The sequence below is a fragment of the Rheinheimera pacifica genome (assembly GCF_900108485.1).
In the GTDB taxonomy this organism is placed as follows: Bacteria; Pseudomonadota; Gammaproteobacteria; order Enterobacterales; family Alteromonadaceae; genus Alishewanella; species Alishewanella pacifica.
Genome location: NZ_FNXF01000002.1, coordinates 79,723 through 106,163, shown reverse-complemented (window position 1 = coordinate 106,163; position 26,441 = coordinate 79,723). Strand labels below are relative to the sequence as shown.

Below are 26,441 nucleotides of genomic sequence, written 5' to 3'. Positions count from 1 at the left end.
CCTGCTCGCTATTCCGTTTCATCGCTTTGCTCAGTGATCTGAGCGGCGCTGAGTTCATGTTTTTTCAGTAATTTATAAAAGTCGGTGCGGTTACGCCCGGCCAGTTCTGCGGCGCGGGTAACATTGCCTTCTGTCATCTGCAATACGCGGATAAGGTACTGGCGCTCAAACTGGTCACGCGCTTCGGTTAATGTCGGCCAGTAGCTGCTGTCATGCGATAGCGCCTGTTCTACCTGGGCTGCACCAATAACCGGGCTGTGCGTTAACGCTACGCATTGCTCTACCACGTTTACCAGCTGGCGCACATTGCCGGGCCATTTTGCGGTGGCTAATAATTGCAGCGCATCATCAGAAAAACGGGTTACATCCACCTGGTGTCGTTCAACACTTTGCTGTAGCACATGGCGCGCCAGCAGCGGAATATCTTCCGGCCGCTGCTCCAGGCTGGGCAGTTGCAGGTTAACCACGTTTAAGCGGTAGTATAAGTCTTCACGAAAGCTGCCATCGCCCATCGCCTGCTGTAAATCGCGGTGAGTTGCCGACAGCACCCGTACGTTGATCGGGACGGTTTTACTGCTGCCTACCGGGCGTATTTGCCGCTCTTGCAGTGCACGCAACAGTTTTACCTGCAAAGACACCGGCATATCGCCAATTTCGTCTAAAAACAGGGTGCCGCCATCGGCTTCACGAAATAGGCCGCCGTGCTCGGTAACGGCACCGGTAAAGGCACCTTTGGTGTGGCCAAATAATTCCGATTCCAGCAGGTGCTCTGGCAGGGCGCCACAGTTAATAGCAACAAATGGCTTACTTCCGCGCGGGCTGGCTTTATGAATTGCTTTTGCCAACAGCTCTTTACCGGTACCGCTGGCGCCGGTGATCAGCACGCTGACATCGCGCTGTGCTACGCGGTAGCTTTGTTCCAGCAGCTCTTCCATTAAACGGGAGCGGGTAATAATTTCCGCACGCCATTCGGCCTGTTCCGGCACAGACTGATGCACCGCATTTTGCAGAATATCACGCAGCTCATTGGTGTTGAGCGGTTTGGTTAAAAAGCCAAATACACCGCGCTGAGTGGCAGCAACAGCCTCAGGGATTGAGCCATGTGCAGTCATCAACACCACTGGCAGGCCAGGGTAACGTTTGGCTATTTCATCAAACAGGCTCATACCGTCCAGGCCGGGCATCCGCAAGTCGCTTAGTACCACATCAACGCTGTTTTTCATCAGCAGTGGCAAAGCAGCTTCTGCTGAGTCAGCACTGATCACCTGATAACCTTCACCTTCAAGGCGCAAGGTTAGCAAACGCAGTAAGCTGGGATCATCGTCAACAAGCAATAACTTAGGCTTAGGGCTGGCCATTATTGTCCTCTTTAACCGGCGCGGGCTGGTTTAACTGCGCTTCTATCTGGGTTAGCGCATCAATTTTTTTCTGCAGTTCTTTGTTGGTTTTTTGCAGCCGTTCAAGATTATCGTGCTGCTGGGCATTAAGCCGGGTTAAGGCACTTACCGCCGATTCGGCTTCCAGTAATTTTTGGTTAAACACCAGATCCCAGCTTAGTAGTGCGGCCAAAGGCGCAGGTAAGGCCGCCAGTTGATCGGCCGACTGCATCTGTACCCGTAAGCGGGTAAGGTAAGGCGTATCCGGGTGCAGCTGTAAAATGGTGCGCTTTAATATCCAGACATCGTCCTGTGCCGTTTCGCTGTTAAGTAAATCGCGCTCTTCATTAATGCGGTTTAACATGGCAGCACGGTAATTTACCCAGGCCTGCAACGTTGCAGCATCATCGGCAATGGCTAAAGGGGTTTTTACCGGCTCAGGCTCAGGTAGTATTACCTGCTCTGGTTCGGCCTCCAGCAAGGGTTCGGGTATTGGTTCAGGCGCTACCGGTTGTGGCGTAAGCTGGCAGCCGCTAAGTGCCAGTATGGCCACAAAAATTAACCCAGTTCTCATCCCAGTTTTTCCTCTAATAACGGTAGCCGTACCCTAATACAGACATCGGCATAAATAACATCAACAATATCAGCATGACCGCCCAACAGGCGGGCACAATCGGCAACAATCGACAGCCCCAGGCCAGAGCCCTGCACTGAGTCAAAGCGTGGTGTAGTGCCGCGCTGAAATGGTTCAAACAGTTTTTCCCTTAATGATGTAGGAATAGGGTTGCCGTTATTTGCGACATCTAAAATCAGCTGATGTTCCTGCTGATATAATTTTACCCACACCGGGCTGTCCTGACTGCCATATGCTTGCGCATTGTTGATCAGATTGTCGAGTATACGCCGGAACAGCGTAATATCGGTATAAATTGCGCTTAGCTGGCAGCTAAGCTCAACAGCCTGGCCGCGTTGCTGCAGTGATAATGCATGGTCGTTAAAGCAGTCGGTAAATAATTGCTGTGGCGAATGCCAGTCTGGCTCGGGTTTGGCTTGCTGTAATAAGCGGTTGTAGTCCAGCAGTTGCTCAGTTAACTGGCTTAGCCGATCGGCACTGCCGTTTAGCAGGCCAACCACTTCCAGTTGTTGTTTGTTCAATGGCCCCACCAATTGTTCACTTAGTAAAGCGCAGCCTTCACGAATGCTGGACAGCGGCGTTTTTAACTCATGCGAAGCATGGCGCAGTAAAATCAACCGTAAGGCTTCCAGTTGTTGCAGGCGTGAACTAAGCCAGCGTAGCTGTTCGCCCAGCTCTGCCAACTCACGCGGGCCGGTAAGTTTTTCATCGGGGAATTGATGCTGCTGGCCAATAGCGCGGATCATTTTATCCAGTTTACGCACCGGGGCGGTGATCCGGCCAGACGCCCACAGCACTATCAGCAGCGTTAACAGCACCAGTGCTACTGTCTGCCAGGCTAACTGTTGCTGGCTTTCTACCACAAAGCGTTGTTGTTGTTGCAGGTTTTGCTCCAGTAGCAGCCAGATTTGTTGTGTAAGCTGTTGCTGTTGCTGGCGGAACTGCTGCATCAGCGGTTCAAGTTCTGTGCTGCTAAGCTCAGTAAAGTTATCCAGTAGTATGCCAAGCTGCAGCTGTTGTTGCTGACACAGTTGCGACTGGCCGACATTGTCACATACCTGGCGCAGCAATTGCTGATAACTATTCAGGTGCGTACGCGCTACCCGGGCCAGCGCATCGGTTTTTACCACCGCATGCTGGCGTACTGCGCGTTCTATATCCACCACCAGGTTTTGCATGTTTTCTGCCCGGCGCACACTGGCTACCGAGGTTTCGGCTTCGGCTACTGCATTCTGGCTAACACCGCTTAGTGCCTTATGGCTTTGCCATAGCAGCACCGCCACGGGGATCAGAGCCAGAAAAAAGCTCAGCAATACCAACTGGCGTAAAGACGCGGTCTGAATCGAAAAACGCATAATTGTTTGTCTTAATCTCTGGGTTGTTAAGCATACTCTATTTTCGCGGCAAAAAAAAAAGGCCAGTGGGGTGCTGGCCTTACAAAAATTCAGCAAGTGCTGAACTCATGGGATCATCATGCAAAAGTGCTGTTAAGCGGCCTTTGCCATATAAACCGGTTGATACTGAGTAGCCGGAACCTGAGGTGCTGCAACTGCTGGTGTTGCTACAACCTGAGCCTGCTCCCAAGCCAGTACGCTATCATTGTTTAAATTTACACGGCGTAACATGGATACTGCTACAGCTACGTTAGCCATTAAAAACAACACTGTACCAAGTAAGAAAAAGTCCATAACAACCTCCGTAAGTGCAGCGTCTATTTCGATTTGGCTGCGTTAAGACGTTTTGAAGGAGAATGTTGCAAAGGCAGCTTCCGGTGTATCTGGTTGCGCTTGCGACATTCTCCTGAATCGTCGCTTGCCATAACTAATACAAGCCTTGTGCCAACTTTGAAAATTATTTTATTTTACTTATAAATCAATCATTTAGTTTTATTTCGTGGGCGGGGCTAACAAGGTGGGGGAATTAACTGTCGCTGTTTAGCAACAGTTAATAGGATGCAATTTTAAAAGTGTTATTTTTCAATGATTTAGTGTGTATGCTTTTTGCGACACAGCATATATATTATTGATTTTAATCAAATAAATCCGTATCGCTTTGCTACGTGGTCAAAATACTCCAGACATTGTTTGGCATATTCGCGTTTTTCCACATAAGTGCCCGGAAAAAAGCTCTTTTTAAAGCCATAGGCTACGATGTCTTTTAGCCGCTTTAACGGAATATCAAAGTTATCCAGCGCCAGTTGGTATTCTTTGCTGACAGTGGTGTTAGACACTAAACGGTTGTCGGTACAAATAACGGTGGCAATGCGGCTTTCCAGCATATTTTTAAACTTATGCTGCTTTATATCGGTAATAGCCGGGTTGGTTTGCAGGTTGCTGGTTAAACAAACCTCTATCGCGATACGCTTATCAGCAATATAAGACGCCAGGTTGCGGATATAGGCTGTTTTATCGCTGATATCAGGGTCAGTGATCATCTCCGGGATAAACATAGAGTAACCATGGCCAATACGGTCGGCATAACACTCGGTAATGGCTTCAAATACGCTTTCAGCGCCATAGGCCTCACCGGCGTGCAGGGTTTTTAGCAAAAAGTGCTGATGGGCATATTCGTACACTTCTTTAAACTTACTGGCCGGATAACCGGATTCCTGGCCGGCTAAGTCCAGCCCGACAATAGGAATAGCTTCTTCGTCGCGTAATCGCACACTGGCGCGCACCAGCTCCATGGCGGCCAGCTTAATGACATCGATTGGCGCAAAATCACGCATTAGCTGAAACAGGTTGGTGTAGTAGGGCGAAAAGCCTTTATCGCCAAACATCCGCATGGCGCAGTTAATAATGCCGTAGGCAAACGGTGGCCTCTGGCCGCTCATTACCACTTCGCTGCGGTTATACTCACTCATTGCCCGCTTTAAACCGTTATTAACCGCATGCATTACGCGGTCAAAATCGATACCGTTGGGCAGATCAATTAACAGCTGCGGCGCAAAGCGCACTTCAATATAGTTTACGCCTTCCAACTGGTTATCTATTGCCAGCTCATAAGCTGCACGTTCTAAGTTTTCCATATCGCGCAGCACAGCACAGGTGTACTGAAAACAGTGCAAATATTCGCCCAGGTTGTTGTACTTTTCTTTAAATACCAGCTGTTTTAAGCCTTCCACTGTATCGGCTGGTAGTTTAGTGCCGGTGCGTTTGGCCATTTCTATCAGGCTATCAAGCCGCAGGCTGCCATCCAGATGCAGGTGCAAATCAGACTTGGGCATCTCTTTAATAAATTCAGCAGAATAACGTGGCATAGCGGCTCCTTAACAAACCCTTACTGCAACAAATAATTGTTGCTAAGTGTATCGCAATTTCCGTGGTTTTCGTTGGCAAAGCGCTTAGTTGGCGGCATATTTATTGATATTGGCAAAAGCCAGCAGAATATCTTTGGCGTAACTGACTCTGGGGTGCTTTAGTGCCCCTTTGCGCCACACCAGGTAAATAAAATTCTCTGGCCCGGCTTCACCCAGTTGCACCAGCTCGCCGCCACTTATTGCATCGCGGCATAAATAATCCGGCAGCACACTGTAACCGACACCGGCTTTTACAATACCGGCAATAGCGCGGATATCCGGGCAAATAGCGGCAATGGGTGATTGGCAGTTATCGTTAAACACGGCATTAAAGTAATGGCGGATCAGCGGCAGAGTTGGGTCATAACTGACCACCGGATATAGCCGCAGCCGCTCTGCACTTAGCGGTTGTTGCAATAAATGCGCGCCGGTAAAACGGTTGGCAACCAGCATCAGCCGTTCGCTGTCGATAATCTGATAGTCGTACAGGGCCGCATCGGGCGTTGAACCGCTGATCGCCAGTTCGGCCGTGCCGTCGGCCAGCCACTGGTAAATGCGGTCTTTATTGCCGATATGCACCACCAGATTCACTTCACCGGCCTGTAATAAATTGGCAAACTGTGCACCGGCAATATGGCTGACGTACTCGGCCGGGCCGGCAATGTTCAGCGTGCCGTATACGGCATTGCTGCGGTTACGCACCGAGGCTAGTTTTTGCTCAACAGCGTCTAAATGTGCTGATACCTGCAAGGCCAAATCGTGCGCGGCAGCGGTGGGTATTACGCCGCGTGCTTTGCGCTCAAATAACGCAAAGCCAACCAGCGATTCTATGCTTTGAATATGCGCCGTCGCCGCCGGTTGCGATAAACCCAGGTTAGCGGCGGCGCGGGTAATAGTGCCGCAGCGGTACACTTCAACAAAGGTACGTAACTGTACAAAATACGACATAACCTATCAGCCATCAGAAATATGATGGCTGATAATAAAAGCACTGAATTCTCATCGCAAGCTAAACCGCCTAAGCTGGTGCCACCTGAAACAGCACTGAGAGTGCTTTAATGCTCACCCCAGTGTTCACCTTAATGAGGAAAAACTATGTTTAAGCACACTATTTTAGCAGTGGCCCTGCTGGGCAGCTTTAGCCAAACGACACTGGCGGCCGATAGCAAAGGCCAGATTTTGGTGTTGTTATCCAGCGAAAGCCAGATGCAACTGCAGGATGGCAAAACACTCAGTACAGGCTACTACCTGAATGAATTTGGTGTGCCGGCCGATGCGTTTATTCAAGCCGGTTACGAGTTGGTATTAGCCACACCAAAGGGTAACGCTCCGGTGGTGGATCAGAAGTCGGTAACGGCACAGTATTTCGGTGGCAGTGAAGCTGAAATGCAGCGTATCAGCCAGGTTGTTGCGGCTATTCCGGGCATTGACGATACGCTGTCATTAAAACAGGTTATTGACGGCGGTTTGGCGCAATACGATGCCGTGTTTATTCCCGGCGGCCATGCGCCGTTAATTGATTTAGCCAATAACGCCGAAGTAGGCACTATTCTCACCCATTTTAATGCCGAGGCTAAACCTACCGCCGCCATCTGTCATGGCCCCATAGCGCTGTTGTCGGCGCAGCAAAACCCGCAACAGTATCAGCAGGCGCTGGTACAGCAAAATCCGGCCACGGCAACCAACTGGATTTATGCCGGTTACAAAATGACTATTTTTTCAGACGCCGAAGAAACTGTATTTGAAGGCTCATTAAACGGCGATAAGTTGCAATATTACCCGGGCAAGGCCATGCAACAAGCAGGTGGTACTATGCAATACAGCGAAGCCTGGACACCGAATGTAGTGGTGGATCGCGAGCTGATCACCGGGCAAAACCCGTTTTCAGATAAAGTGCTGGCGCAAGCTGTGTTAGAGCAACTGCAACAGCAGCGTTAATTGTCTTAAGTGAATACCGGAGTAGTTATGTTAAATTTTAACTTTAAAAATCAAACCGAAATCTTATTTGGCAAAGGCCAGATTAAAGAAGCGAAAAGCCGTTTACCCAAAGACGCCAAAGTATTGCTGTTGTACGGTGGCGGCTCGATCAAACGTAACGGCGTGTACGACGATGTGGTAAAGCTGCTGGAAGGTGTTAGTTACCACGAATTTGGCGGTGTTGAACCCAACCCGACACTGGAAACCCTGATGCAGGCAGTTGAACTGGTACGCGCCAAAGGTATTAATTTTATTATGGCTGTCGGCGGCGGTAGTGTAATCGACGGTGCCAAGTTTGTCGCCGCCGCAGCGCACTTTGACGGCGAGCCCTGGCATATCCTGGCCAAAGGTGCTGCTTTTACTTCGGCATTACCGATCGGTGCGGTGCTAACCCTGCCCGCTACAGGCTCAGAAAGCAACGGCAACTCTGTGGTGACCAATAAAGCCACAGCACAAAAACGTGCTTTTGGTTCAGATTTAGTGCAGCCGGTATTTGCCGTGCTCGACCCGGTATACACCTATTCGTTGCCGTTAAAGCAAGTGGGTAACGGTGTGGTAGATGCCTTTGTGCATGTGATAGAGCAATACCTGACTTATCCGGTAAACGCCCCGCTGCAGGATCGCTTTGCCGAAGGCATCTTGCAAACGCTGATCGGCGAAGGGCCCAAAGCACTGGCCACGCCACAAGATTACGATGTGCGCGCTAATGTTATGTGGTCTGCCACTATGGCACTTAATGGTTTGATTGGCAAAGGCGTACCGCAGGATTGGGCTACCCATATGATTGGCCACGAGCTAACTGCGCTATTTGGCCTGGATCACGCGCAAACCTTAGCTATAGTGCTACCGCCGCTAATGTATGTGCAGCGCGAGACTAAACGGCAAAAGCTGCTGCAGTTGGGTCAGCGGGTGTTTGATATCAGTAACGGTACTGAGGATGAGATTATTGATAAAGCCATTAAAGCCACGCAGGACTTTTTCGAGCATATGGGGGTAAAAACCCGCTTGTCGGACTACAACCTGGCCGCGACGGATATCGACAAACTTATCGCTAACCTGGAGCGTAACGGCATGACCGCCCTGGGTGAACACGCAGATATTGATTTAGCTAAAGCGCGGCAAATTCTAACGCTGGCGTTATAACGGTAAAGGTTGCACTGTACCGCTTCTATCAATAGAAAACCCCGGCGCATATGCTGCCGGGGTTTTTCGTTGGCTTACTGAGCTTTAGTAGCCGGACTGAGTGGGCTGCACTATGATCTCATCCACATTCACATCGTCGGGCTGGGCAATGGCATAAGCAATAGCGTTGGCTATGGCTTCTGGTTTTAACGCCACTTTACGGAAATCCTCCAACCACGCCTTAGTTGCGGTATCTGTAGTAGTGTGCGCCAGCTCACTTTCCACTACGCCCGGCGAAATGGTGGTAACCCGCACCTTTTTTGTTTCTAAGCGCAGGCCGTTTGAAATAGCACGCACGGCAAACTTAGTGGCACAATACACCGCAGCGGTGGGAAATACATTATGTGCGGCGATAGAAGCGGTATTAATAATGTGGCCGCCACGTTGTTCCATCGACGTTAAAACAGATTCGATGCCGTTTAGCACACCTTTAATATTAACGTCGATCATCTGCTCCCACTCATTCGATTTAAGCGCTGCCATCGGCGATAGCGGCATTAAACCGGCGTTGTTAACCAGTACATCAATCGGGCCGAACTCATCAGTAGCTGCTGTAACCACGGCTTTAAAATTGTCACGTGATGTCACATCCAGCGCATAGGCTTTGGCAATGCCGCCATCTTGCTTAATTGTCTGAACAAGAGCTTCCAGCCGGTCGGTGCGCCGGGCGGCAACGATAACCCTATGTCCGGCTTTTGCTAACACTTTTGCAGTGGTTTCGCCGATACCACTGCTGGCACCGGTGATCAGAATAACTTTGGCTTGATTAGTTGTCATAACAAAACTCCTTCATAGATAAACAAGACATACAGCTGGTTAAATACGGGTTGCCCCGATGCCTGTTATGCTAACGGTATGAAGCGCTGTTATGGATACCCAAAGATACGGTATCATTGCCTGATTATCCAACTTGTGCAGGTAAGCAATATGGAAAACAATATGCTACAGCAAAAGCTTTTGCAGCTGGTGCAGCAAGTTGCCGTGAATGAAGGCTTAAATAGCACGGCCATCCCCAACGTGTTCTGCTACAAAATCTGCTGCCCCCAAATCACTATGCCGGCTGTGTATGAGCCTTGCCTGTGCATTATTGTACAAGGCCGCAAAAACGTGCTGCTTGGCACGGAAATGCTGTCTTATGGCGAACTGGAGTTTCTTATCGCGTCGGTGGATTTGCCTATCCTGGGCACCGTGGTTGAAGCATCAGAACAACGGCCGTATTTTGTTATTCAGATAAATATTGATGTCCGGCTGCTTTCTGAGTTGTTGTTGCAAATGCAACATCTGGCTGTAGCCAACAAAACAGCGAAAAGCGGCTTATTTATCGGCCAGGTAGACCGGCAAATGGGCAACAGCCTGTTGCGCTTATTTACACTGCTCGAAGAGCCCGACGATATACCGGTGTTAAGCGAAGCACTTATTCGTGAGATGCACTATCGCATGCTGCGTAGTAATTATGGCAAAGAAATTGCCCAAATTTCGTTAAAAGGCACACCGACACAACGCATCTCTGTCGCCATTCAAAAGCTGCGTCGTGATTATGATCAAACAGTAACGATAGAAGAACTGGCGAGCCTTGCCGGTATGAGCGTGTCCTCTTTCCACGTGCATTTTAAATCTGTAACCAATATGAGCCCGCTGCAGTTCCAAAAATCAGTCCGGCTGGTAGAGGCACGAAGCTTAATGATCTCGCAGCAAATGGATGCAGCAAGCACGGCTTACAAAGTTGGCTATGAGAGCCCATCCCAGTTTAGCCGTGAATATGCCCGTATGTTCGGCCGCCCACCAGCACGGGATATTGCCAGAATAAGGCTGTAAACAGTTGAGGTGTTAAACCCTTAATTAAACGGCAACTTTCCTTGCTGTTGTCGGCGCACACAGCGGATCTGGTGCGTAACCGCCGGTTGCTCTTTGCTCAGTTGCACGGGGCCGGTATATGGTCTACTCTGTGAAGCTCCGCATATTTAATAGTCAGCGTTGTAAATCTTATCTATAGAAATTAAGTTTTCCCTAAAAACAATAAGTTGAAGGATACATGCATGATGAATAAATTTGTAGCAGTCGGCATCGCAACTGTGATGTTAATCTTCGGTATGGGCCAGGCAAGCGCCGGTGTATACAGTTCAGAGCAGGTAATTGCGGCGCAACAGCACCAATACAACAAGCAGCAGGTGTTATCTTTTGTCGACAGTGCAGAAGTACAGAACAAGCTGATTGAACTGGGGGTAAACCCTGATGATGCCAAACAACGTATTGCTGCCATGACCACTGCAGAGCTGGATGCGTTAAACAATGAGCTTAATGATATGCCGGCAGGTGGTATCGTGGGTGTTATCATTACAGTGCTGGTAGTCGTTGCCGTGCTGGACCTGATGGGGATTACTGACGTTTATCCGTTTATCCGCCCCATCTGATAAATGTTGTTTATCCGTTTAGTTTGGCAGACCAGCCTGTTGGCTGGTCTGTTGCTTGGTTTAAGCGCTTGCCAGACACCACCACAAACCCGGCAATTACTAGCCAATCCACCTGATATTGCCCGCCAGCATGTTATTGCCCAGGTACCGTTTTATCCGCAGCAACAGTTTTTCTGTGGCCCGACAACCTTAGCTGAAGTCGCGGGTTTTTATGGCCTGAGTAAAAGCCCTGACGATATTGCGCCAGCCACCTTTATCCCCGGTCTGGATGGCACCTTACAAATTGAGATGGCAGCCGCAACCCGGCAACTGGGTCTGGTGGCTTATGCACAGCCGCGTGCCACTATGGCGCAGCTACTTAGCCTGGTAGAAGAAAACATTCCGGTGATCGTGCTGCAAAACAACTCCATTGCGTGGTTGCCGCAGTGGCACTATGCCGTAGTAATTGGCTACGACCTTGACGCAGCTGAGGTGGTTTTGCATACCGGCGTGACAGAGGCGCACCGGCTTAACTTTGCCACCTTTGAGCGTACCTGGCAGCGCGGTAATTATTGGTTGTTAGCCATGCTGCCGCCGGATAAAACCAGTGCGCAATTAGAGCCGTTTTTATACACCAGAGCCAGCCAGGATTTACTCAACACCGGCCAGCCTGATGCCGGCCTTGCTGCGCTTAAAAGCGCCACCCGGCAATGGCCGGACTACTGGCTCAGCTACTTTTTACTGGGTAATCATTATTTTTCCACCCAGCCGGCTGTTGCCGCCAGCTGGTTTGCCCAGGGTTTGCCTTTCGCGCAGCAAGAGGTTAGCTACCTGAACAATTACGCCATGCTATTAAGTGAGCTTAGTTGCCACAGTAAAGCGGCAGAATTAATAGCAACGGCACTGCAAATAGCACCGCAGGATGACAATTTACTCGATAGTGAAAAACAAATCCGCGCGGCGCAGCCGGGCTCAGGTAAGCTTTTAGAATGTCAGGTAGAAACTGCCGGTTGGCAACAGAATAACTAAATGGTGCCCGGGGCCGGACTTGAACCGGCACGCCCTTTCGAGCGAGGGATTTTAAATCCCTTGTGTCTACCGATTTCACCACCCGGGCAGAGTCGTTTGCGCCAAAGCGCTTGGTAAGACGGCGCGCATCTTATGTAACCTGGCAGTAATATGCAAGTGCTTTTCAACGCTAATAAAAGTTTTTTGCCATTTAGCCATCTATACTGTTGCAGTTAAAAAATAACCATGCTATTACTATTGGCGTTTTGCTAACCAATCTAATGAACAGAGCAATCAATGAATTTTAACCGTCGCGTTTCTACAATTAGCCTCCTCGTGCTCCTCACCGGCGCGCGGGGTGCTGCTTATTGGTAAAAACGTAACGAACCGATAAAGCTAAAACCCCGTGCCACTGGCCGGGGTTTTTTGCATTTAAGCCCCCGCCACAGGTTGCAACCTACACCGAGATAACGGAACAGGAAACACAAGATGAGCGGCGACAATAAAATCTGGATCTTTGACACCACCTTACGCGACGGCGAACAGGCCTTACGCGCCAGCTTAAGCCAGAAGCAAAAAATTCAACTGGCGCATGCCATTGCCAGGCTGAATGTTGATGTAATGGAAGTGGGCTTTCCGGTATCCAGCCCCGGCGATTTTGACTCAGTGCAGCGCATAGCGCGGGAAGTAAAAGGCCCGATTATTTGCGGCCTGGCCCGTGCGGTTAGTGCTGACATTGAAGCCTGTGGCGCAGCGTTAAAAGACGCCGAACGGTGCCGTATTCATACCTTTATCGCCACCTCACCGCTGCATTTACAGTATAAATTGCGTAAAACCCTGGCTCAGGCCAGTGAGCAAGCCGTAGCCTGTATTAAACTGGCCAGCCGTTATACCGACGATATTGAATTCTCCTGTGAAGATGCCGGCCGCACGCCGATTGACGATTTATGCTGGATAGTTGAGCGCGCCATTGCCGCCGGGGCTACCACCATCAATATTCCGGATACCGTCGGCTACACTATCCCGAATGAGTTCGCGGCCATTATCAGCGCCTTACGTAATAAGGTGCCAAATATCGATAAAGCCCGCTTAAGCGTGCACTGCCATAACGATTTAGGCCTGGCAGTAGCCAACAGCATCAGCGCTATTCAGGCCGGGGCACGGCAAATTGAGTGCACGGTAAACGGCATTGGCGAGCGTGCCGGTAACTGTTCGCTGGAAGAAGTGGCGATGATTATTAACACCCGCAAAGACGTATTGGCACCGTTGTATACTGATATTAAAACTACCGAGATTTACCGCAGCAGCCACTTAGTCAGCCAAATTTGTAATATGCCGATCCAACCGAACAAGGCGATTGTCGGTGAAAACGCCTTTGCTCACAGCTCCGGCATTCACCAGGATGGTGTGTTAAAGGCACAAAACACTTACGAAATTATGGCGCCGGAGCAAGTCGGTATTCGCCAGAACGAGCTGAATTTAACCTCACGCTCGGGCCGGCATGTTATTTCGCACCGTTTAGCCGAATTAGGTTACACCGACGGCGATTATGACCTGGAAGCGGTGTACAAAAGCTTTGTCGCGCTGGCCGACCAAAAAGGCCGGGTGTTTGATTACGACTTAGAAGCACTGGTGTTTTTTGAAAACATGCAGGAGCAAAACGACTACTACGCGCTGGAGTTTTTAAGCTCGTCTACCCATACCGGTCATGTGGCAAGCGCTACGGTTGGCCTGCGCTGTGGCGATAAAGTCTTTACTGAAGCGGCGACCGGCAATGGCCCGGTTGAAGCGGCTTTTAGTGCCATTGCCCGTATCAGTAAGCTGAATATCAAGATGGTTGATTTTAACTTACAGGCCAAAGGCAGCGGCGAAGATGCGCTGGGCCAGGTCGACATTATTGCCGAGCATGAAGGCCGCCGCTTTCATGGCGCCGGTTTGGCCACCGACATAGTGCGCAGCTCGGTGCTGGCCTATGTGCATGTGCTGAATATGATCCAGCGCGCCCAGACTATCGACGCCCATAAACACGCCCGTCAGAACACCAACAAGATTGCCGCAGGGGAATAGTAATGAGTACACAGAGCAACAAGCATTATAAAATCGCGGTATTAGCCGGTGATGGCATAGGCCCGGAAGTGATGACCGAGGCGGAAAAAGTATTACAGGTCGTAGCCGATAAATTTCAGTTTGGCTTAACCTTAACACCGGCGTTAGTTGGCGGCGCGGCGATAGATGCTACCGGCGAGCCTTTGCCGGCGGCCACGCTGGAACTGTGCAAACAAAGCGATGCCATTTTATTTGGCTCGGTCGGCGGGCCAAAGTGGACCGGTTTAGCCCCGGATAAACAGCCCGAGCGCGGCTCGTTATTACCACTTCGAAAAACCTTCGATTTATTTTGTAACTTGCGGCCCGGCCAAATTTACCCGGCCTTTGCCGATTTATCGCCGCTGCACCCGCGCGTTAGCAGCTTGGGCATGGATGTACTGTGCGTACGCGAGTTAACCGGCGGTATTTATTTTGGCGAAAAAGGCCGCAGCGATACCGATGCCTTTGATACCCAGCGCTACAGCGTGCGCGAGATTGAACGCATTGCCAAAGTAGCCTTTGAAGCCGCGCAAAAGCGCAGTAATAAAGTTACTTCTATTGATAAAGCCAATGTGCTGCAAACCAGTATTTTATGGCGCGAAACGGTAGAGCGGGTAGCCAAACATTACCCGGGCGTAACCCTGGAGCATATGTATATCGACAACGCTGCTATGCAGCTGATTCGTAGCCCGCAGCAGTTTGATGTATTACTGTGCGACAACCTGTTTGGCGATATTTTATCTGATGAAATTGCTGCTATTGCCGGTTCCTTGGGCCTGTTGCCTTCGGCCAGTTTAAACGGCAAGGGCTTTGGCTTATACGAGCCGGCTGGTGGCAGCGCGCCGGACATTGCCGGTAAGGGCATTGCTAACCCGATAGCACAAATTTTAAGTGCCGCTTTAATGCTGCGCTACAGCTTTGGCGAAGAAGACGCCGCCCGCGCTATTGAGCAGGCGGTACAGCATTGTTTAGCGCAGCACATAGTAACGCGCGATATTAATCCGAAATCCACTTATGGCACGGCTGCGGTTGGTGCAGCCATTGTTGCCACTTTGCGCCAGGAGCAAAACTAATGGCTAAAACCTTATACCAGAAAATCTACTCCAGCCATGTAGTGGGCAAGCTAAACCCCAGCACCGACTTGTTATATGTGGATCGGCATTTAATTCACGAGGTCACCTCGCCGCAGGCGTTTTCCGGCTTAAAGCTGGCCAACCGCAGCGTGCGCCGGCCCGACTTAACCTTTGCCACTATGGATCATAACGTGTCAACCCAGCGCCGCAGTATTGATGCCGCCGGTGAGACTTCGCGCAAGCAGCTGGAAGCCTTAGCGGCCAACTGTGACGAAAACCGCATTCCACTGCTGGATTTAACCCACCCCGATCAGGGCATAGTGCATGTGATTGGGCCGGAGCAGGGCCTAACCCAGCCTGGCATGATTATCGTTTGTGGTGATTCGCACACCTCTACCCACGGCGCTTTCGGTGCGCTGGCTTTTGGTATTGGTACCTCAGAAGTCGAGCACGTACTGGCGACGCAAACCCTGCCGCAGCAGCAGGCCAAAACATTAAAGGTGGAGATTAATGGCGAGTTAAGCGCCCATGTGACGCCAAAAGACGTGATCATGGCGGTAATAGGCAAGCTGGGTACTGCCGGTGGTAATGGTTATGTAGCTGAGTTTAGCGGCAGTGCTATCCATGCTATGAGCATGGAAGGGCGCATGACGCTGTGCAATATGAGCATTGAAATGGGCGCCAAAGCCGGGCTGATAGCGCCGGATCAAATCACCTTCGATTATATCAAAGGCAAGGCGCATGCGCCCAAAGCCGAGCATTGGGACGGCGCAGTAGCCTACTGGCAAAGCCTGTATTCTGACGCCGATGCGGTGTTTGACACTGTGGTGGAAATTGATGCCGCCACTATTACGCCGCAAATTACCTGGGGCACTAACCCGGAGCAGGTAATGGCAGTGGATCAAAGTGTACCTTCACCAAACAGTTTTACTGATGCTACCAAGCGCGACGCCGCCGAGCGCGCACTGGCTTATATGGGGCTGGAACCGGGGCAAAAGCTGACCGACTGTAAAGTAGATGTGGTGTTTATCGGTAGCTGCACCAATAGCCGGATAGAAGATTTACGCGCTGCCGCAACTGTGGTGCAGGGTAAAAAAGTCGCTGCCGGCGTGCGCGCCTTAGTGGTACCGGGCTCGGGCGTGGTAAAACGCCAGGCCGAGGCAGAAGGTTTAGCGGCTATTTTTACCGACGCCGGTTTTGAATGGCGGGAACCCGGCTGCAGTATGTGCCTGGGCATGAATGACGACAGAGTCGAAGCCGGCCAGCGCTGTGCTTCTACATCAAACCGTAACTTTGAAGGCCGTCAGGGCCGCGGCGCCCGCACCCATTTGGTTAGCCCGGCGATGGCAGCGGCAGCGGCGATTGCCGGTAAGTTTGTTAATATCGCAGCGGCGACAACCACAACCAACGGAGAGCAGGCATGAGTAAGATATTTGCACAGGGCCTGGTGTGCCCGCTGGATAAAAACAACGTTGATACCGACCAGATTATTCCAAAGCAGTTTTTAACCAGCGTTAGCCGTGACGGCTTTGCCGAAGCAATGTTTTTTGACTGGCGCTATTTAGCCGATGGCAGCCCAAACCCGGACTTTGTTGTTAATAAGCCGGAATACCAGGGCGCCAGTATATTGCTGACCCGCGCTAACTTTGGCTGTGGCTCCAGCCGCGAGCACGCGCCCTGGGCCATTAAGCAATACGGTTTTAGCGTGATTATTGCTGAAAGCTTTGCCGATATTTTCTTTAATAACAGCGTAAATAACGCCATGTTATTAATTCAGCTGAGCAAAACCAATATCGACTTGTTGTTTAATCGTTGCCAGCAAGGCCCGCAGCAGTGGCAAATTGACTTAGCCAGCCAGGAAATTATGTTCGGCAATAACGCCGCTATGGGCTTTAATATCGACGCCGATATTAAACAACGGCTGTTATCCGGGCTGGATTTTATCGGCTCAAGCGAGCAGTTAAACTCACAAATTGCCGATTACGAGCAAAGCCGAAAAGCCAGCCAACCCTGGCTGGGGTAAGAGGCTGGCTACAGAGCACCGGCACTGTAAATAAGGTGCCGGTGTTCTGCAAAATTTTCACACGGCATGGCTGGCGTACTGATTCCAACCGTGATTATCTTTAATTAAAGATTAATATAATCAAAGTGTTAAATTAATCTGTGGCGTAACTTCACACTTGGCACTGCCTTTGCGTCCTTTACCCTATTTGCATAAGTTGAAGGGGTAAACCATGACTAGCACCGTTACTACTATTAACCCATACACCGAACAACCGATTACAGAATATCAGTTACTGGATAAAGAAGCCGCGCAGCAGGCGGTAGACAATGCCGATAAACGCTTCCAAACCTGGAAGCTGACCAGTATCGGGCAGCGTGCCGAGTACGCGCTGAAACTGGCGCAGGTACTGGAAAGCCATCAGCAGCAACTGGCGCAACTAATGACAGATGAAATGGGTAAAGTGCGCGCCCAAGGCTTAGACGAAGTGCAGCTTTGCGCCGAAATTTGTCGTTACACCGCTCAGCAGGCCAGTAAAGTATTGGCCGATGAAGAGCGTGATGTGGAGAGCGGCAGGGCCATTATCAGCTACCAGCCAATTGGCGTAATTTTAGGCATTCAACCGTGGAATTTCCCCTTATATCAGGTGATCCGCTATAGCATTGCTAACCTGATGGCGGGTAACACCACAGTGCTAAAGCATGCTTCAAACGTGTTTGGCATGGCAGAAAAAATTGAGGCCATGTTTATTGAAGCCGGTTTTCCAAAATACTGCTATCAGTCGTTATTAATTGACGGCGATACCGCCACCAGCTTAATCAGCTACCCTAAAGTGCAAGGCGTTAGCTTTACCGGTAGCGACGAAGTAGGTAAGGCAGTAGCCGGAGCTGCAGCGAAACTGGCGAAAAAAACCGTACTGGAGCTGGGCAGCAACGATGCTTATCTTATCCTGGACGATGCCGATATTGAGTTAGCGGTAAAGACCTGCGTGAAAGGCCGCATTGTTAATAATGGCCAAACGTGCGTGGCGGCAAAACGCTTTATTGTTACCGAAAAAAATTATGCTGCCTTTAAAAGCGCAATCTCAGCGGCGATGAGCAGCCTGAAAATGGGCGATCCTAACGCTGAGGACACCGATATTGGGCCGCTGGCAAGAGCTGACTTACGCGATAAAATTCACCAGCAAGTAACCGAATCTATCGAAGCCGGCGCGACGGTGGTTTGCGGTTGCGAAATTCCTGAGCAAACAGGGTTTTTCTATCCACCGTCGATTTTAGAAAATGTCAGCCCGCAAATGCCAGCTTACGATGAAGAGTTGTTCGGCCCGGTGGCGTCACTTATTCGGGCAAAAGATGATGCTCAAGCCATGCAAATTGCCAACGACTCCCGCTACGGCTTAGGTGGCGGGATATTTTCTGCCAATGTCGGCCGTGCTGTTGAACTGGCAAAAAAGCATTTTGATACCGGTATGGTAAATATTAACGGCTACGCACTGGCGCAGCCTAATCTGCCGTTTGGTGGTGTAAAAGACAGTGGCTACGGCCGCGAGCATGGCGGGTTTGGTCTGCGCGAGTTTGTGAATATAAAGCTGATTATGATAGCAGCTAGCGACTAAACGAGTCTTTTATATTGTATTCAACACCAAGCGCGATAGGGCCAGGCGGTGCTTTTGCCAATTAACCAGGCAAGACACAGAACCCGTCCCTAGTAACCCAACTGCGATCCAACAGGCTGGCAGTTAATAAAAACACCTTAGCGGCATATCTGCCCTAAGGTGTTTTTTTATATTGTTGCCTGTGCCAGCTAGCTGCTATAAATTAGGAACTTAAGGCAGGGTGGCATAGAAATATAACGCACGGCCACCGAAATATAATGCATGCTTGTTTTTTCCAGACTGTGAAAGTAGAAATTGAAAATTTATGTTTATTTTCCAATGAATTATTAATTCATGTTTCCTTTATCGGAATTTAGAAAATGAGCTTGCGCAAGAATAAAAAGTTAGTTTCTTAAGGATAGTTATGAAAAGTATTTTAATGCTGTTGTTTTGCACTGTGTTTTTCAATGTGGATGCAGCCACCCTAAATAAAAATGATTTATTTGTTAGGTGGATTCCTCAAAATGAGCATTTTAAGACCATATCTAGTTATATGGAATATAAAGCAGATGGAGAAGTTATATTTTCTCATGGTGCCAGCGGTGAGAATATCTATAGGTCGAAAATGGTTAAAGAAGTTGATGATCTATATATATTTCATTTTTATAACCCTGATAGCACTCTGCGTTTTAAATTTGTGGCCTCTGGCTGGAAAACTGAAACGAGCTATATAAGGATGTTATTTGGTATTTTGTATGAATATAATGTGATTGAGGGAAAAGAACAAATAGTGAATGGTTTTCCCTTGAATTATCTCCTTAGAGAAAACTAACAAGGCGCAGCAATCGCGGCATGCTGCCGCAGGGATGTCTACCCGCTGCGCGGCTCGTCTCCTGTGTGCTAAGCGGTCTGTGTACGCTTCGAACTGCAACGGAAAATAGGCTAATCAATGAATGAAAAGGAGCTTCTGGAAACTTTAATAGGCGAGGGATGGAGGGTTTCGTCAGATGAAGTTGGTGACCAATATTGCCGAAAAGAAAAAAATGGGATGCTCGTCCAGTTGCTGCCATACATAAAACGAAGATCCAATCATTACAGGCTTGGGCTAATGCCATCACTTTCTACAAGACAATTCTCCGAAGCCGTATCGTATATTTGCGACACTGAAGTAGACTTTGAGCCAATAGTATCTAGCAATTTGCCCGCAACAAAGCTGAGTTATGTTTCGCAGGGATCTGTTCTTGACTTACTTGATAGCGCAGAAAAATGGGCAGAGAGTCAATGTATTGAGGACGGATTAAGAAGGTATTGTGAATTACAAACTGACTGTAAAGGGGCTTATCCATTGCGCCATTTGGCCGCGCTTGCTGTGGCCGGCGAAGTTTCTAGATTGGAAGACTATGCAAGTAGCTTCCTACAAGGTAATAGACTTGGCTTCGTAAATTACATAAAAAAAGAGTTTATTGATAGGGCAGCCGCATTCTCTAAGACCACGAAGCAGAGGGGTTAGGAAATGTGTTTTTTACCATCAAATTAAAGAATCACATAACAAACGCGCGCAGTTCGCCGCAAAAAGCGCGGCAGGATTGCCTGTACTGCGTTTCGGCAACCCTTGGCGCGGGCGTTAGCGCCAAAATCGTTTCACATTCTAATCTCGGCTGACATTTTCAATTTTTTTTAAAATTAAACGGAATAATAATGAAAAAAATAATTTTTAGTTTAATGCTGCTTATTTTTGGGGGCCATTGCAGTACTTGGGCTGCGGGGAATTACACTGAAATTCAACAGCTGGGTATTGATAGCACGGTGCTGGGAGAACAGCGTAACCTGGTGGTGTATCTGCCTGCGGGTTATCAAAATAACAAAGATCATTTTCCGGTTTTATATATCACCGATGGCGATATACAAGGGCCGCATACGGCCGGTACTTTAGATTACCTGGCAAAATTCGATCAAACGCCAAAGATGATAGTCGTGGGTATTGTGAACCCGCCGCAGACTCGTGTCAGAGATCTGACTGTTACCAGTGCAGATAAGCAAAACACACAGCAGTTAGACAATGCAGACCGGTTTTTAGCCTTTATTGAGCAGGAAGTTATCCCTTTAGTTAAACAGCGGTACCGTACCCTGGATTATCAAGCGCTGTCTGGTACGTCACATGGTGGTCAGTTTGCTATTAATGCACTGGTAAAGCGCCCGGGGTTGTTCAATGGTGTTATCGCTATCAGCCCGTCTTTATATTGGGATAAACATCAAATGCTTGAGTTAGCAGAGCTGGCGATGAAGCGCCAGCAACTACAAGGGCGTTTATATGTTTCTATTGCCAATGAAGAGTCGACAATGACGGAACCCTTCCAGAAATTTGTCGAATTAACACAACGCCATTCCAGCGAAAAGCTGACCGTGGCGAACCAGACTTTTAGCAACGAAACTCATAACACAACCGTGTTACAAGGGCAGTATTATGGTTTAAAACACTTATTCTCAGGTTGGGCCATCCCTGAATCGCCGCAAACCTTAGCCGATTTGCAAACTATCTTCGAGAATCGTTCGGAACTACTGAATACGCAAATGGTGATTCCTGAAGACACAGCCGCTGGATATGGCCAGTGGTTACAATACTTAAACCGGCAGGATGATGCGTTGGCACTACTCAAGTGGAATCGGAAAACCTACCCTCAATCTTTGAACGCGCATGTCGCCTTAATCAGGGCTTACTTACATTTTAAATTAGCGGATGATGCTAAAGCAGCACTTGAAAATGCATTGAAATCGATAAATGACCTTAGCACTGAACAAAAAGCACAGCTTGAAGGTTTATTTGCTTAACATGGCAATACCCTGTCAGCTTTGTATACTTAAGGTCGGTTTAATTTAGCGGCGGGGTAAAATATATGCGTAGCAAAAACACGAAAATTACTGTTATCAGCGCGCTGGCGGCGATAATGCTTTGGTTACCCGAAGTGGCAGCGCACCATGGCTGGGCCTGGACCGAAGACAAACAAACAGAAATGACCGGCACTATCACAGAGGTTTTTATCGGCCCGCCTCACCCACGGCTGATGATTGAAACCGATGCCGGCCCCTGGCAGGTGGATTTAGGTAACCCCCGGCAAACCAAAGCTGCCGGTTTTGTTGAAGGCGAAGCCAAAACAGGCGACAAGGTACTGATACGTGGCCACCGCTCTGCCAACAAAGATGAACATATTATCAAAGCCGTACGTGCCACTATTAATAGCAAGCAATATACCTTTTACCCGGAATTGCTGCGTGAGGATTAAACCGCAATGCTGACGGCGTTGTTGCTGGGCCTGGGCGATACAGCGTTAGCATCGGCACTGCGCCAGTCGGAAATCGGCTATCCGCTGGTAGCCTCAGCACATATTCTGGGCCTGGGTTTGCTGGTGGGTAGTATCGTCACGCTCGACTTACGTATTTTAAACCTCATTAAGCGTGGCACTCTTAGCGAACTGGCACCGTTATTAAGCCGGGTTGCTGCGGGCGGCTTTATGCTGGCAATACTAACCGGGGGGCTGTTATTCAGCGTGCAGCCTGCGCACTATCTTGGCAACAGCGCTTTTCTGCTGAAATTGTCATTAATTAGTCTGGCTTTAATCAATGTAATGGTGGTGCATTGCCTGCCGTCTTGGCGCACCATGCTGGCAGGCCAGCCAGCCACGTTACTGCTGAAACTCACCGCCTTTATCTCACTTACTTTATGGCTTGCCACTATAACTGCCGGGCGTTGGATCGCCTTTGTCTAGCTTGGCGTAAGATGCTGATTTGCAGCCCGAAAGGCGCTGTACCTTCGCCTATTGCGGCAGTAAACTTATCGCACTCAACACTCAACACTCAACACTCAACACTGAGCAAGGTTAACCATGGCTAAACTATTCTCTTACGGCACCCTGCAGCAAAAAAACGTCCAGTTGGCTAACTTTGGCCGCGAGCTAAGCGGCAGCAAAGATATTCTGCAGGGCTATATTATTGGCGAGGTGGAAATAACCGACGAGCGCGTGCTGCGCGAAAGCGGCAAGGCATTTCACCCGATTTTACGCCTTAGCGGTAATACTGCCGATGAGGTACCCGGCACCGTATTTGAGCTGACCGATGCTGAACTGGCCCAAGCCGATGACTATGAAGTAGATGCTTATGTGCGCGTAAAAGCGACGCTGAAATCCGGTATTGAGTGCTGGATTTATGCGGCGGCAGATCTTATTTAACGATGTTTGGCATAGTTCTGACTTAAGGAGATAAGATGAAATCACTATTTGCCATATTGCTACTTGTTACCTTGCCTGGCTTCGCATCTGACTGGCGTGACAACTCAGAAATTGAAGCTTTGTTCACGCAGGCGGGTATAGCCGGCACTTTTGTACTGTATGATGTCGATGCTGATCAGTTTATTGGTTACAACCAGACTCGCGGCAAAACACGATTCATTCCAGCGTCGACGTTTAAGATCCCCAATAGCCTGATTGGTCTGGCAGTAGGCTCAGTAAAAAATGTTGATGACATTCTGCCTTATGGCGGCCAGCCACAACCTTTTGCTGCCTGGGAAAAAGACATGGCTCTGCGTGATGCGATTACCGTATCCAATGTGCCGGTTTATCAGGAGCTGGCCCGGCGCACTGGTCTTGAACGCATGCGTGAATATGTTTCGGCATTTGATTTTGGTAATGCAGATATTGGTGTAACGGTTGATACCTTCTGGCTGCAAGGGCCGCTGAAAATAAGCGCAGCTGAGCAGACACTGTTCTTGGCAAAACTGGCTAAAAACCAGTTACCTCTCCCTAAACACATTCAGCAAAATGTGCGTGAAATTATCTTACTGGAACAAGGCGAGAACTGGCAGCTATATGGCAAAACCGGTTGGGAAAATGTGCCTGGTCCCGGTGTAGGCTGGTGGGTTGGCTGGGTACAAAAAGAGGGGCGTATTTATACGTTTGCGTTAAATCTGGATATTAAAAACGCGTCCGATGCAGGTAAGCGGGTAACGCTGGGTAAAGCTAGCCTGGAATTGCTGGGGTTATTGTGAAATAACATGGCAAAAACCTCGTTACTTCAAAAACCTCGTTAATTATAGTACTGGCCGATACCATTTTAGTTGCTCACTTCTTATTTGGGTTATTCGTGGTATTTGGCCTGGTGGCCATTTAATGCGGCTATGGCCTGCATTGGCGTTGGGTAAAAAACAGGCCTTTTCGTATTTTGCATTGAGTCGCTCCGGACGTGCTAGCACACCGCTGTCACGTTTTACTGCGCTGATTTGTCTTATTGGTACTGACAACTGCAGGAGTTACCGATGACGACAAAACAAGTATGCCAGCCAGCTGAATCGCCGCTGTGGCAAGGCGAATTTAGCGAACAGGACAAACACGACATTGAACAGCTGCGTGCCGGCCAGGCGGCGGCTATAGTGGCCGGTGATGCCAGCGCCTATGCAGAGCTTTGCAGCGATGATATACAGCTGTTAATCCCATCTAAAGAGCTGGTTTCAGGTAAAACCGCGTTTCTGCAGGTAGAGCAGGCACTGTTTCGCTCTGCCAGCTTTACCGGCTTTGAAAAACAGCCGGCGCTGGTGGTGCGCAGTGGCGATTTGGCCTACGAAGTGGGCGTGCAGCAGGTACAGATAAAAAACCAGGCAGATGCCGCCGGCGTTTATGCCGCCAGGCAGAAGTATACGCATATCTTCCGCTGTACCCGCCAGGGCTGGCGCTTTGCTGTGTTAATGTCTAATCCAAACGAGTAGCGGGTATGGCTGACCAAAGAACAGAAATTTTTGCACAGCATCGTAAAACCATAGAAGGGTTGGCTTACCGCATGCTGGGCACGCTTGCCGAGGCCCATGATGCGGTGCAGGAAACCTATCTGAAGTGGCACCATGCTGATATTACGGCAATAGAGCGGCCACGGGCCTGGTTAATTACTGTATGCAGCAGAATTGCGCTGAATCAGTTGCAATCAGCCCGCAGGCAGCGGGAAATGTATAGCGGCGAGTGGTTGCCAGAACCTTTTTTGGATGAGGTTGCCATGCAACCGGATGACCCTGCATGGCAGACAGAGCTTAACAATAGTATGTCATTTGCCTTGCTGCTGGCGTTAGAAAAGCTGTCGCCACTGGAGCGGGCCGCATTTTTGCTGCATGATATTTTTGAGTTGAGTTTTGCTGAAATTGCCCAGGTACTGCAGAAGTCTGCTGTGCAATGCCGGCAGTGGGCAACGCGGGCCAGAAAACATATTCGTCAGCAGGGCCGCCGTTTTGTCACCACGCCGGAGATGCACAGCGCCTTGCTGGAGGGGTTTATAGCTGCAGCGCAACAACATGATAGCGATAAGTTGCTTACGCTGTTGGCGCAGGATGTGGAGCTCTACTCTGATGGTGGCGGTAAGGTGCAGGCGTTGGCAGAAGTGATGCGGGGCGCCGGCGAAGTGGCAGGCTTTCTGGCCGGAATTTTCTCGGCTTACCGGCAAAATGGTATTGAAATCTGCTTTCAACCGCAACGTTTTAATGGCTCGCTAGGCGTGTTAGTGTTTGAAGATCAGCAGCTTGCCACTGCCTTCACCATCGAAACCCACGCCGGGCGCATTCAGCATATCTATGCTGTGCGTAACCCGGACAAGCTAAGTGGGCTGCATTAATGATGCGTAGCTATCACAGCATGTGGTTTAGCATAATATTGCTATTTGGCGCCGGTGTGATGGCGGCTTGTCAGGTTGGCAAGGCGCCAATGGCAATGCTGGCGGTGCAGCAGGAGCTAGGCCTTAGTTTGAGTACCGCATCCTGGCTGATCTCAGCATTTGCGGTAGTAGGGGCGATTGCCGGCGCGCCTGTCGGACTGTTTGTCGACCGTGTTGGCGCAAAGCAAATGGTGGTGCTGAGCTTATTATTAATGGCGGCGGGCTCTGCCCTGGGCGCAATAACAGCCGGCGCCGGCAGCCTGATGGCAAGCCGTGTGCTGGAAGGGCTTGGTTTTCTTGGTCTTATTGTCGCGGCACCGGCCCTCATTGTCGCCGTGGCTACAGAGCAAAGCCGTGGCAGGGCTATGGCGCTGTGGGCCACGTTTATGCCGGTCGGTATGACGATAGCAATGCTGGCAGCACCATTGCTGCACTGGCTGAGCTGGCGCGGTTTCTGGCTACTGAACGGTGCAGTGTTGCTAAGCTATGCCTTGCTGTTGCTGTGGGTTTTGCCTGCGGTAAAAGCGGCCACAGTAACGCCGCGGTCTGTGCTGAAGGATATCGGCGAAGCGATTACGGCGCCCGGCCCCTGGTTGCTGTGCGGCTTGTTTGCCGCCTTCTCCGTGTTATTTTTTGCCCTGTTTGGCTTTTTGCCGGCGCTGCTGACGCAGCGGCTTAATATCAGCAGTGAAGCGGCCAGCATGCTCAGTGCAGTGGCCATTGCAACCAGTGGTGCAGGTAACCTTGTTTGTGGCCAATTGCTGGCACGCGGCGTGCAGCCGGCGCGGCTACTGTTGCTTAGTTTTGCCATCATGGCGATCTGTGCTGTGGGCGCATTTAGCGCACTGCTACCGGGGCCGGTAATGTACGTTTTATGTATAGTGTTTTCTTTTGCCGGCGGCTTAGTGCCGGTGGTTATTTTTACCAGTGCAGCGCGCTTTGCGCCCCGCAAGGAACTGCTCGGTGCCACCCTGGGTTTTGCTATGCAGGGCAATAATATCGGCCTGTTGCTTGGCCCCGTTGCCGCGGGTGCAATTGCCGGCGCTTTTGGCTGGCCAGCGGTGTCGCTGCTGGTTGTTATAACGGCGTTGCTTGCTTTTATGCTGATAGCTGCAGCGGTGAAGCACTCTTTTGATTGACG

The 26,441-nt window shown here is 49.9% G+C and carries 27 protein-coding genes and 1 tRNA gene; 20 read left to right on the top strand and 8 right to left on the bottom strand.

Annotated features, from left to right (window positions below; genetic code table 11):
• Window positions 1-8: 8 nt before the first annotated feature.
• From BLW68_RS03030 to BLW68_RS03005, 6 genes are all read right to left on the bottom strand, one after another.
• Complete coding sequence (locus tag BLW68_RS03030) at window positions 9-1,358, bottom strand: sigma 54-interacting transcriptional regulator (protein WP_092790095.1); 1,350 nt, start codon at window positions 1,356-1,358, stop codon at window positions 9-11.
• Window positions 1,345-1,950 (bottom strand): hypothetical protein, encoded by a 606-nt coding sequence (locus BLW68_RS03025; protein WP_092790092.1) that lies wholly within the window; start codon window positions 1,948-1,950, stop codon window positions 1,345-1,347. The genes BLW68_RS03030 and BLW68_RS03025 overlap by 14 nt, the downstream gene beginning before the upstream one ends.
• Window positions 1,947-3,365 carry a sensor histidine kinase gene (locus tag BLW68_RS03020; RefSeq protein ID WP_092790089.1) on the bottom strand — a complete coding sequence of 473 codons (1,419 nt, stop codon included), beginning with the start codon at window positions 3,363-3,365 and terminating at the stop codon, window positions 1,947-1,949. The genes BLW68_RS03025 and BLW68_RS03020 overlap by 4 nt, the downstream gene beginning before the upstream one ends.
• Before the next feature lie 132 nt (window positions 3,366-3,497).
• Window positions 3,498-3,698: a hypothetical protein gene (locus BLW68_RS03015; RefSeq protein ID WP_068236355.1), complete on the bottom strand. Its 201-nt coding sequence runs from the start codon at window positions 3,696-3,698 to the stop codon at window positions 3,498-3,500.
• Window positions 3,699-4,042: 344 nt separating this feature from the next.
• Window positions 4,043-5,269, bottom strand: a complete 1,227-nt coding sequence (locus BLW68_RS03010; protein ID WP_092790087.1) for an adenosine deaminase family protein — start codon at window positions 5,267-5,269, stop codon at window positions 4,043-4,045.
• Window positions 5,270-5,353: 84 nt separating this feature from the next.
• Complete coding sequence (locus BLW68_RS03005) at window positions 5,354-6,256, bottom strand: LysR family transcriptional regulator (RefSeq protein ID WP_092790085.1); 903 nt, start codon at window positions 6,254-6,256, stop codon at window positions 5,354-5,356.
• Window positions 6,257-6,403: 147 nt separating this feature from the next.
• Between BLW68_RS03005 and BLW68_RS03000 the strand changes: the two genes are divergently transcribed.
• Together BLW68_RS03000 and BLW68_RS02995 are read left to right on the top strand one after the other, a co-directional pair.
• Entirely contained in the window at window positions 6,404-7,246 is an 843-nt protein-coding gene (locus BLW68_RS03000; protein WP_092790083.1) for a type 1 glutamine amidotransferase domain-containing protein, read from the top strand.
• A gap of 27 nt (window positions 7,247-7,273) precedes the next feature.
• The gene (locus tag BLW68_RS02995) at window positions 7,274-8,428 is read left to right on the top strand and encodes an iron-containing alcohol dehydrogenase (RefSeq protein ID WP_092790081.1); all 1,155 of its coding nucleotides are present in this window, start codon (window positions 7,274-7,276) and stop codon (window positions 8,426-8,428) included.
• 84 nt (window positions 8,429-8,512) lie between these two features.
• Here the strand turns inward: BLW68_RS02995 and BLW68_RS02990 are convergent, their stop codons facing one another.
• The gene (locus BLW68_RS02990; protein WP_092790079.1) at window positions 8,513-9,244 is read right to left on the bottom strand and encodes an SDR family oxidoreductase; all 732 of its coding nucleotides are present in this window, start codon (window positions 9,242-9,244) and stop codon (window positions 8,513-8,515) included.
• Window positions 9,245-9,394: 150 nt separating this feature from the next.
• Here BLW68_RS02990 and BLW68_RS02985 point away from each other — a divergent pair, with 150 nt between their 5' ends.
• The 3 genes from BLW68_RS02985 to BLW68_RS02975 all read left to right on the top strand — a co-directional run bounded on the left by BLW68_RS02985 (window position 9,395) and on the right by BLW68_RS02975 (window position 11,886).
• Window positions 9,395-10,282, top strand: coding sequence for an AraC family transcriptional regulator (locus BLW68_RS02985; protein WP_092790077.1), 888 nt, complete (start codon window positions 9,395-9,397; stop codon window positions 10,280-10,282).
• Window positions 10,283-10,503: 221 nt separating this feature from the next.
• Window positions 10,504-10,878 (top strand): PA2779 family protein, encoded by a 375-nt coding sequence (locus tag BLW68_RS02980; protein ID WP_245728260.1) that lies wholly within the window; start codon window positions 10,504-10,506, stop codon window positions 10,876-10,878.
• Window positions 10,879-10,917: 39 nt separating this feature from the next.
• Window positions 10,918-11,886 (top strand): PA2778 family cysteine peptidase, encoded by a 969-nt coding sequence (locus BLW68_RS02975; RefSeq protein WP_245728259.1) that lies wholly within the window; start codon window positions 10,918-10,920, stop codon window positions 11,884-11,886.
• Window position 11,887: 1 nt separating this feature from the next.
• Here BLW68_RS02975 and BLW68_RS02970 read toward each other — a convergent pair.
• Window positions 11,888-11,974: transfer RNA gene (locus BLW68_RS02970), tRNA-Leu, on the bottom strand.
• Between the two features lie 380 nt (window positions 11,975-12,354).
• Here BLW68_RS02970 and leuA point away from each other — a divergent pair.
• The 15 genes from leuA to BLW68_RS02895 all read left to right on the top strand — a co-directional run bounded on the left by leuA (window position 12,355) and on the right by BLW68_RS02895 (window position 26,439).
• Window positions 12,355-13,932 carry a 2-isopropylmalate synthase gene (gene leuA, locus BLW68_RS02965; protein ID WP_092790073.1) on the top strand — a complete coding sequence of 526 codons (1,578 nt, stop codon included), beginning with the start codon at window positions 12,355-12,357 and terminating at the stop codon, window positions 13,930-13,932.
• Window positions 13,933-13,934: 2 nt separating this feature from the next.
• The gene (gene leuB, locus BLW68_RS02960; protein WP_092790071.1) at window positions 13,935-15,023 is read left to right on the top strand and encodes a 3-isopropylmalate dehydrogenase; all 1,089 of its coding nucleotides are present in this window, start codon (window positions 13,935-13,937) and stop codon (window positions 15,021-15,023) included.
• Window positions 15,023-16,447 carry a 3-isopropylmalate dehydratase large subunit gene (leuC, locus tag BLW68_RS02955; protein WP_092790069.1) on the top strand — a complete coding sequence of 475 codons (1,425 nt, stop codon included), beginning with the start codon at window positions 15,023-15,025 and terminating at the stop codon, window positions 16,445-16,447. Before leuB ends, leuC begins: the two co-directional genes overlap by 1 nt.
• Complete coding sequence (gene leuD, locus BLW68_RS02950) at window positions 16,444-17,046, top strand: 3-isopropylmalate dehydratase small subunit (protein ID WP_092790067.1); 603 nt, start codon at window positions 16,444-16,446, stop codon at window positions 17,044-17,046. Before leuC ends, leuD begins: the two co-directional genes overlap by 4 nt.
• Before the next feature lie 211 nt (window positions 17,047-17,257).
• Window positions 17,258-18,640 (top strand): NAD-dependent succinate-semialdehyde dehydrogenase, encoded by a 1,383-nt coding sequence (locus BLW68_RS02945; protein ID WP_092790065.1) that lies wholly within the window; start codon window positions 17,258-17,260, stop codon window positions 18,638-18,640.
• A gap of 403 nt (window positions 18,641-19,043) precedes the next feature.
• A complete protein-coding gene (locus BLW68_RS02940; protein WP_092790063.1) occupies window positions 19,044-19,451 on the top strand; it encodes a hypothetical protein in 408 nt (135 codons plus the stop codon).
• 117 nt (window positions 19,452-19,568) lie between these two features.
• The gene (locus BLW68_RS02935) at window positions 19,569-20,129 is read left to right on the top strand and encodes a DUF6990 domain-containing protein (protein ID WP_092790061.1); all 561 of its coding nucleotides are present in this window, start codon (window positions 19,569-19,571) and stop codon (window positions 20,127-20,129) included.
• Window positions 20,130-20,317: 188 nt separating this feature from the next.
• On the top strand, window positions 20,318-21,448 hold the full coding sequence (locus BLW68_RS02930; protein WP_092790059.1) for an alpha/beta hydrolase-fold protein: 1,131 nt from the start codon (window positions 20,318-20,320) through the stop codon (window positions 21,446-21,448).
• Between the two features lie 65 nt (window positions 21,449-21,513).
• Window positions 21,514-21,900 (top strand): DUF6152 family protein, encoded by a 387-nt coding sequence (locus BLW68_RS02925; protein WP_092790057.1) that lies wholly within the window; start codon window positions 21,514-21,516, stop codon window positions 21,898-21,900.
• Window positions 21,901-21,906: 6 nt separating this feature from the next.
• Window positions 21,907-22,383, top strand: a complete 477-nt coding sequence (locus BLW68_RS02920) for a DUF6644 family protein (RefSeq protein ID WP_092790055.1) — start codon at window positions 21,907-21,909, stop codon at window positions 22,381-22,383.
• 117 nt (window positions 22,384-22,500) lie between these two features.
• On the top strand, window positions 22,501-22,842 hold the full coding sequence (locus BLW68_RS02915) for a gamma-glutamylcyclotransferase family protein (RefSeq protein ID WP_092790053.1): 342 nt from the start codon (window positions 22,501-22,503) through the stop codon (window positions 22,840-22,842).
• Window positions 22,843-22,877: 35 nt separating this feature from the next.
• On the top strand, window positions 22,878-23,657 hold the full coding sequence (blaOXA, locus tag BLW68_RS02910; RefSeq protein WP_092790051.1) for a class D beta-lactamase: 780 nt from the start codon (window positions 22,878-22,880) through the stop codon (window positions 23,655-23,657).
• A 267-nt stretch (window positions 23,658-23,924) separates the two neighbouring features.
• Complete coding sequence (locus BLW68_RS02905; RefSeq protein WP_092790049.1) at window positions 23,925-24,371, top strand: YybH family protein; 447 nt, start codon at window positions 23,925-23,927, stop codon at window positions 24,369-24,371.
• 5 nt (window positions 24,372-24,376) lie between these two features.
• Window positions 24,377-25,261 (top strand): RNA polymerase sigma factor SigJ, encoded by an 885-nt coding sequence (sigJ, locus tag BLW68_RS02900; RefSeq protein ID WP_092790047.1) that lies wholly within the window; start codon window positions 24,377-24,379, stop codon window positions 25,259-25,261.
• Window positions 25,262-25,281: 20 nt separating this feature from the next.
• Window positions 25,282-26,439, top strand: coding sequence for an MFS transporter (locus BLW68_RS02895; RefSeq protein WP_218141286.1), 1,158 nt, complete (start codon window positions 25,282-25,284; stop codon window positions 26,437-26,439).
• The last annotated feature ends 2 nt before the right edge of the window (window positions 26,440-26,441 follow it).